Raw genomic sequence first — 6343 nt, 5'->3', positions numbered from 1 at the left:
GCCGGACCTTGCCGCCTTCGCTGTTGTACCACGCCGACGAAGAGGCGGCGGCGGGAAGAGCGGTGGCCGATCCGATGGCGGCGCCGAGCAGCAGGATTTTCAAGCTTCGCATGGCGGTGATTTGATCGTCCGTTCGTGGCCGCGCAATGATTTCATGGCCTTGCCGGTATCATATTTGCGTGACTTCGAGGGAGAAGAATGTTCGAGCCGCCGCCACAGGCTTTGGTCGAATCCAGCACGGTGCATCTTTTCGGCGCTTTGGAAACGCGTTACGCTCCCTTCATGGACTTGTTGCGCCACAAGAAGACGGTCGCCAGTCGCGGCTTTCTCGACGATCAGTTCCTGATTGCCATGCCCGGCATGAAGGACGACCGTTTCACGCGCTCGGTCATCTATGTCTGCGCCCATTCCGATGAAGGCGCCATGGGCCTGATCATCAACCAGACGCAGCAGATGCTGTTTCCGGACTTGCTCGTGCAACTGGGCATCATGAACGAGCAGGAGGCAATCCGCTTGCCGGCTCAGGCCCGCGATTTCGTCGTGCGCAATGGCGGCCCCGTGGATCGCAGCCGGGGCTTCGTCCTGCATTCGGGCGACTATCGGGTGGAATCGTCGCTGACCGTTTCCGACGACATCTGCCTGACGGCGACCGTCGACATATTGCGCGCCATATCGTCCGGCCGCGGGCCTCGTCATGCGCTGATGGCGCTCGGCTATTCCGGCTGGGGTGCCGGCCAATTGGAGACCGAGATCGCAGAAAATGGCTGGCTGACCTGTCCGGCCAGTGCCGAGCTTCTGTTCGACACCGATATCGAGCGCAAATACGACCGGATCCTCGCCTCGATCGGTATCGACCTTGCGCATCTCAGCCTCGCTGCCGGACACGCCTGATCCGTTTACGCTTGCGTCAGCGGATACTGCTCTTTCAGCGTCTTCAGCACCTGGTCGCCCGGCATTGGCGCGCCGAACATGAAGCTCTGGACATATTCGCAGCCCATCTGGCGCAGTTCCAGCGCGTCGCTCTCGTCCGAAATGCCCTCGGCGACGACGGACAGGCCGAGTTCATGCGCCATGTTGACCATCGATTTCAGCAGCACCGCGCGCTTGGGCGTGTTGTCGTCGACGAAGCTCTTGTCGATCTTGATGGTGTCGAAGGGGAAACGCGTCAGATAGGCCAATGAGGAATAGCCGGTGCCGAAATCGTCCAGCGACAGGCCGATGCCGAGCTGCTTCAGCTTGGTCAGCACATGGGCGGTCTGCTCGGGATTGTCCATGACAAGCGATTCGGTGAGTTCGAGCCGGAAGCAGCGCGGCTTCAGGTTGGCCCGAGCGATGACCGAGCGGACGTCGCTGACCAGGTCGCGGCGGATCAACTGGCGGCTGGACAGATTCACCGAGACCGACAGCGGCGCGTCGCCGATCTGCTTTTGCCAGCTGGCGAGGTCTTCCGCCGCTTGCTGCATGGCAAACAGGCCGAGCTGCACGATCAGGCCGCAGCTTTCGGCGACCGGGATGAAATCCGCCGGCGGGATCATGCCGCGGCGCGGGTGGTCCCAGCGCAGCAGCGCCTCGAAGCCGGCGACGCTGCCGTCCTCGAGCCGCACGATCGGCTGGTAGGCAAGGGTGAATTCGCGTCGCTCGATGGCGCGGCGCAGGTCGGATTCGAACTGCAGCCTGTCGGTGCCGACAGTGCGGAAAGCCGGACGGAACGGCTCGATCCTGTCGCCGCCGAAGCGCTTGGCCTGATGCATGGCAAGCTCGGCATCCTTGACCATGTCCTCGGCCGACATCTGTGGCGAATTCCAGGTGATCAATCCGATCGAGGCGGTCAGCACGATCTCGCGCTTGGCAAAGGTGATCGGATTGTTGATGGCATGCTTGATGGCATCCGCCACGGCGGCGATGCGGGCCGGGTCCTGTTCGGACAACAGCATCAGCGCGAACTGGTCGCCGGCAAAGCGCGACAGCGAGTCCTTCGGCTTGAGCAGCCGGTGCAGGCGACGCGCGATGGTCAAGAGGATGGTGTCGCCGGCCGAGATGCCGAGCCCGTCATTGACCTGCTTGAAACGGTCGATGTCGATGACGAAGACGGTCGGACGCACCTTCTCTTCGGTGCGCGCGATCGAGATGATCGCTTCCAGCCGGTTCATCAAAAGTTCGCGGTTCGGCAGGCCGGTCAGGTTGTCGTGCACGGCATCGTGCAGCAGCCTTTCCTCGGACTTTTTCTGCTCCGTCACGTCGACCATGGTGCCGACGCAGCGGATGACCTCTCCATCGGATCCGATGACCGGGCGCGCACGCAGCGAGAACCAGTGATAGTGGCCGTCAGCGCCGCGCAGTCGGAAGTTCTGCGACACCCGGCCGCGCCGGTGCTCGAGCACGACGTCGAGCGTCGTGCGGAACGTGTCGCGGTCGTCGGCATGCAGCACCGGCAGCCAGTTACGCGCCGCACCGCCGAGGCTGTTCGGCGCCAGCCCGAGTTGGATGCTGACATCGGGCTTGGTGACGACGCGGTCGCGCAGCACGTCCCAGTCCCATACCGTGTCGCCCGATCCGGCGACGGCAAGCGCCTGCCGCTCCAGATCGGAGAACAGGCCCTGATGCAGCGCGCCGCCGGCAAAGGCATGCTGCATGACAGTGAAGCCGATCAGCAGGATGATCAGGATCAGCCCGCCGCCCAGGGCCGGCTGGGCGATGTCGTTGTCGAGCATGCCGGTGATCGCCATCCACGATCCGCATAGCCACAACAGCACCATGACCCAACTGGGCACCAGCATGATCGCACGATCATAACCACGAATCCCGAGGAAGATGATCAGGCCAAGCCCCGTCAGTGCGGTGGCGGCGAAGGACAGCCTGGCGATGCCGGCGGCGACCGCGGGATCGACGATCGCGACGCCGGCGATCAGCACCAGCCCGAGTATCCAGACCAGCGCGCCATAACTGAAATGGCCGTGCCATCGGTTGAGGTTGAGATAGGCGAACAGGAACACCACGAAGGTTCCCGCCAGTGCCACCTCCGTCCCCGCCCGCCACATCTGCTCATTGCCGGGCGAGATCTCGATGACCTTGTTGAGGAAGCCGAAATCGACGCAGATATAGGCCAGTACCGCCCAGGCAAGCGCGGCGGTCGCGGGGAACATCGAGGTCCCCTTGACCACGAAAAGGATGGTCAGGAACAGCGCCAGCAGGCCCGCAATGCCGATGACGATGCCGCGAAACAGCGTGTAGGAATTGACCGAGTCCTTGTAGGATTCGGGATCCCAGAGGTAGACCTGCGGCAGCTTCGGCGAGGCCAGTTCGGCGATGAAGGTGATCACCGTGCCGGGGTTCAGCGTCACCCGGAAAACGTCGGCGTCGGGACTGGTCTGGCGGTCGAGCGCGAAGCCTTCGCTGGGCGTGATGGCAGCGATGCGGGTCGAGCCCAGATCCGGCCAGAAGATGCCGGAATTCACCAGGCGGAAATGCGGTGCGACGATCAGCCGGTCGAGCTGCTGGTCGGTGGTGTTGGCGAGCGCGAAGACAGCCCAGTCGCCGGTCGAACGGGCATCATTGGCCTCGACCTCGATGCGCCGCACGATGCCGTCCGGACCCGGCGCGGTCGACACCTGGAAATTCTCGCCCTGGTTGCGGTAGATCTCGACGGCGCCGGAAAGGTCGAGCGCGACGTCGTCGCGGGCGATCTTGATCGGCTCGACGGCGAAGGCCGACGATGCCGCCCACAGCGTCAGGAGTGTCGCGAGGACAATGGCGAACAGCGGCCCGTTGCGCAGGAATTTCGTCAAAATCAGTCCTTCGTTCCAACGCCCGGCGGATCGTCCGCGATCCGGGCGTAGAGGTAGTGGTCCTGCCAGATGCCGTTGATCCTGAGATAGGATCGCAGCAGTCCTTCGCGCCGAAATCCGGCTTTTTCAAGCACGCGGATCGACCTGATATTGTCGGGAATACAGGCCGCTTCGATCCGGTGCAACCTCAGCGTATCGAAGGCGAAGCGGGTCACCACCTTGACCGCGTCGGTCATCAGGCCGCGGCCGCCGAAGCGCTCGCCGATCCAGTAGCCGACATGGCCGCTTTGCGAGACACCATGGCGTATGTTGCCGAGCGTGATGCCGCCGGCAAGCTTGCCGCTGCTCCTCTCGAAAATGAAGAAGGCGATAGCGGTTCCCTGAGCATAATCCTCGCGGTAGCGGCTGATGCGCAGCCGCCATGCGTTGCGGTCGAGTTCATCGGGAGTCCAGCGTGGCTCCCATGGTTCGAGGAAAGCGCGGCTTTCCCCGCGCACCGCCGCCCACTCGCGATAGTCGTTGGTGAACGGCACGCGCAGCGTGACACGGTCGCCTTTCAGTGCCGGCAGGTCACGGCGAAAGAAAGGGAGCGCGAACATGGCGCTTTGAGGGGCTTAGACGGCGAGCTTGCGGGCCGCGGTCTGCGTGCCCGCGAGCGATTCGAGAATCGCCTCGTAGGGCGCCAGTGTGCCCACAGGCCCGACAGCGGTAAGCGTCGGCTTGGTCGAGAACAAACGCGACGATAGATCGGTCAGCCGCTCGATCGTCAGCGCCGACAGCCGTTCCATCAGTTCCTCCTTGGCGATCGGCCGGCCGAACAGAAGCAGTTGCCGTGCGATCTGCGAAGCGCGGCTGGCCGGGCTTTCGGCTGACATGATCAGTCCGGCGCGATATTGGGCGCGCGCCCGGTCGAGTTCTTCCTGCAGGATCTTCTCACCGGCCTTCTGCAGTTCGTCGATGATGACAGGCACCAGTTCGGCGATGTCGCTCTGGCCGGTCGCTGCATGGACGCCGAAGACGCCGGTGTCGGAAAAGCCCCAATGGAAGGCATAGACCGAGTAACACAGGCCGCGCTTCTCGCGGACCTCCTGGAACAGGCGCGACGACATGCCGCCGCCGAGGATCATCGACAGCACCTGCGAGGCGTAGAAGTCGCGCACATGATAGGCCCGGCCTTCGAACCCCAGCACGATCTGCGCGTCCATCAGGTCGCGGTCCTCGCGAAAATCGCCGCCGACATATTGCGCATATTGCGGGATGGTGCTGTCGGCCTTGCTGCGGAAGCCGCCGAGCTGCTTTTCGACCTCGCGCACGAAATTGTCATGCTTGATGTCGCCGGCGGCGACAATCACCATGCGCTCGGCGCCATATTGCCGCTCTATGAAGTCGTGAAGTTGTTTCGAGGTGAAGGATTTGACCGTTTCGGGCGTGCCGAGAATGGAGCGCCCAATCGTCTGATGGCGATAGGCGGTTTCCGTGAAACGGTCGAAGACGATGTCGTCGGGCGTGTCGTGCGCGGCGCCGATCTCCTGCAGGATCACATGCTGTTCGCGTTCGAGTTCCTGCGGGTCGAATTCGGACTCCTGCAGGATGTCGGCAAGAATGTCGACGGCCAGCGGCACGTCGTCGGAGAGCACCCTGGCATAGTAGGAGGTGGTCTCGACGCTGGTGGCGGCGTTGATTTCGCCGCCGACGTCCTCGATCTCCGAGGCGATTTCGAAGGCGCTCCGCCTTTTCGTGCCCTTGAACGCCATGTGCTCGAGCAGATGGGCCATGCCATGCTCGTCGTCACGTTCATTGCGGGCACCCGACTTGACCCAGGCACCAAGGGCAACCGATTCGATGCTTTGAAGGGTTTCGGTGGCGACTGTCAGGCCGTTCGACAGACGGCTTACCTCAACACCCATATGGCTACTACTCCCTAACGCGCCGCCCGCGCGCGGCGGCCGACGTAATCTTCCACCATTTTCAGGTCGGATGGAAGTACCGTGTATTTTTCCTCCGATGTCATCAACCCACCTAGCCATGCGGGCAGTGCGGGCGACACGCCGCTGGCGGCTTCGACGGCGGCCGGGAATTTTGCCGGGTGCGCGGTACCCAGCACCACCATCGGCACGGCGCCTGACGCCTTGCCTGCGGCGACATGCACGGCTGCCGCGGTGTGCGGATCGAGCAGATAGTTGCTGGTCGCGAGCGTCGAGCGGATGGTGGCGGCGACCTCGTCCATATCAGCGCGGCCGGCGTCGAATTCGGACCGCATCCCGGCAATTTGGTGGGGTTCGATGGTGAAAGCACCGGACTGCTTCAGGCCGTCCATGTAGCGCCGCACGGTCGCGGCGTCACGGCCGGAGGCCTCGAACAGCAAGCGTTCGAAATTCGACGACACCTGGATATCCATCGACGGCGACGTGGTCGCAAAGACGCCCTTGGTGCGGTATTCGCCGGTCGAAAAAGTGCGCGCCAGGATGTCGTTGTCATTGGTGGCAATGACCAGCCGATCGATCGGCAAGCCCATCTTCTTGGCGGCATAGCCGGCAAAGATATCGCCGAAATTGCCG

General features: G+C 63.3%; 4 protein-coding genes and 1 pseudogene. 1 reads left to right on the top strand and 4 read right to left on the bottom strand.

What is annotated here, in order from left to right; all coding sequences use genetic code 11:
* Positions 1-282 precede the first annotated feature (282 nt).
* A complete protein-coding gene (locus tag EN991_RS19165) occupies positions 283-891 on the top strand; it encodes a YqgE/AlgH family protein (protein ID WP_013532765.1) in 609 nt (202 codons plus the stop codon).
* Between the two features lie 5 nt (positions 892-896).
* On the opposite strand, the gene EN991_RS19160 is transcribed toward EN991_RS19165, so the two are convergent.
* The 4 genes and pseudogenes from EN991_RS19160 to EN991_RS19145 all read right to left on the bottom strand — a co-directional run.
* A complete protein-coding gene (locus EN991_RS19160; protein WP_013532764.1) occupies positions 897-3785 on the bottom strand; it encodes an EAL domain-containing protein in 2889 nt (962 codons plus the stop codon).
* 2 nt (positions 3786-3787) lie between these two features.
* Positions 3788-4384 carry a GNAT family protein gene (locus EN991_RS19155; protein ID WP_013532763.1) on the bottom strand — a complete coding sequence of 199 codons (597 nt, stop codon included), beginning with the start codon at positions 4382-4384 and terminating at the stop codon, positions 3788-3790.
* Between the two features lie 15 nt (positions 4385-4399).
* The gene (locus EN991_RS19150; protein WP_013532762.1) at positions 4400-5692 is read right to left on the bottom strand and encodes a pitrilysin family protein; all 1293 of its coding nucleotides are present in this window, start codon (positions 5690-5692) and stop codon (positions 4400-4402) included.
* Positions 5693-5706: 14 nt separating this feature from the next.
* Positions 5707-6343, bottom strand: a pseudogene (locus EN991_RS19145) (threonine synthase); the annotation flags it as partial.

The sequence above is a fragment of the Mesorhizobium sp. M7A.F.Ca.US.005.03.2.1 genome, assembly GCF_003997795.1.
Taxonomy (GTDB): Bacteria; Pseudomonadota; Alphaproteobacteria; order Rhizobiales; family Rhizobiaceae; genus Mesorhizobium; species Mesorhizobium ciceri.
Note: the sequence above shows the minus strand (reverse complement) of the source record. Positions and strands in the feature narration are given on the sequence as shown.